The organism is Mangrovimonas xylaniphaga, assembly GCF_001280435.1.
In the GTDB taxonomy this organism is placed as follows: domain Bacteria; phylum Bacteroidota; class Bacteroidia; order Flavobacteriales; family Flavobacteriaceae; genus Mangrovimonas_A; species Mangrovimonas_A xylaniphaga.
Genome location: NZ_LBIP01000004.1, coordinates 1 through 390 on the forward strand (window position 1 = coordinate 1; position 390 = coordinate 390).

Consider the following 390-nt stretch of genomic DNA (forward strand, 5'->3'; position numbering starts at 1 on the left):
GGGCCTTTACAGTATTCCACGAAGGCCACCTTTTCCAAATAGAGCAGGCTATTGTAGGCCTCAATTTAGGTGGGAAGCAACTTAGCAGTGTACACACCAATCAAACAGTGTTCTCCGAACACAAAGATCAGAGCAAACCCCCATAGACAGTCTTGGTCGTTTACTTTGCCTTTTTTGTGGTTGAAATGACCACGGTGCTGCTTTCCAAATCGATGGGCTTGGTAGCCGTTCGCCTTGATATGTCGGACGATGCCTTTGTGTATGGCATCCGTGTGTTTGCAGTGGGCGGGACCTTGATATGCATAAAGCGCAGTGCCAGCACAGCGGGCCATTGTCAGATCTGGGTGTCCCTTTCTCGCTCTGCTGAAATCCAGCGCCGTGTGTCTGTAG

1 pseudogene is annotated in these 390 nt (G+C 50.3%); it reads left to right on the plus strand.

Annotation, left to right across the window (positions count from 1 at the left end):
• Nucleotides 1-152: 152 nt before the first annotated feature.
• Nucleotides 153-390: pseudogene (locus tag ZA06_RS17060) on the plus strand (cation transporter); the annotation flags it as partial.